The 645-nt window shown below is 65.3% G+C and carries 1 pseudogene; it reads left to right on the top strand.

From position 1 onward, the window contains the following. Positions 1-482 (top strand): annotated as a pseudogene (locus CKO31_RS26340) (hypothetical protein); the annotation flags it as partial. Between the last annotated feature and the right edge of the window lie 163 nt (positions 483-645).

Below are 645 nucleotides of genomic sequence, written 5' to 3' on the forward strand. Positions count from 1 at the left end.
TCTCGACCAGCCATCCGTCGCTCGAGCATGGCAGCGGCGAGTTCTGGTGCGGCGCATGCCACAACATGCAGACCCCGGACAAACTGAGCAGCGGCACCCTCAACGATGTGGCGTTCGACGATGCGCATTTGGTCTGCGGCCAATGCCACGCGTCGCAGCTCGAAGACTGGCAATATGGCAGCCACAGCAGGCGCGTTGACTACTGGCAGGGACACCCTGAGCTGTACGGCTGCGTGCATTGCCATGACCCGCATGCACCCGCGATCAAGCCACGCAAGCCGCAACCCCCTCCCCCGGTCAGGGCAGGGCTGGCAAGACACGAGAACCGCATAGGCGATCCGGCCCGAGCCGTCTGGGAGCGCTACGCTCGGCCAACCGTTGAGCGACAGCAGGAAGGGGCTCAGAGTCAGGATAACCGGACGCCGCCTGTTGGGGCGTTCTCGCACCTGACGGCGACCGAGGACCGTGCGAATGACAAGTGACGCGGACGCTGGCGAGAAGACCTCGCCCCTAGACGGCTCGACCAGCAACGGCTCGACAAGACACGATTCCCCCAGAGACGGCTCCCCCAGAGACGGCTCCAAAGAAGACGGCTCAGGCAGCGACCGGCAACCAACCGGTGCCGGCGACACGCATGTCCCGTCT

This window comes from Thiohalocapsa halophila (assembly GCF_016583825.1).
GTDB classification, from domain to species: domain Bacteria; phylum Pseudomonadota; class Gammaproteobacteria; order Chromatiales; family Chromatiaceae; genus Thiohalocapsa; species Thiohalocapsa halophila.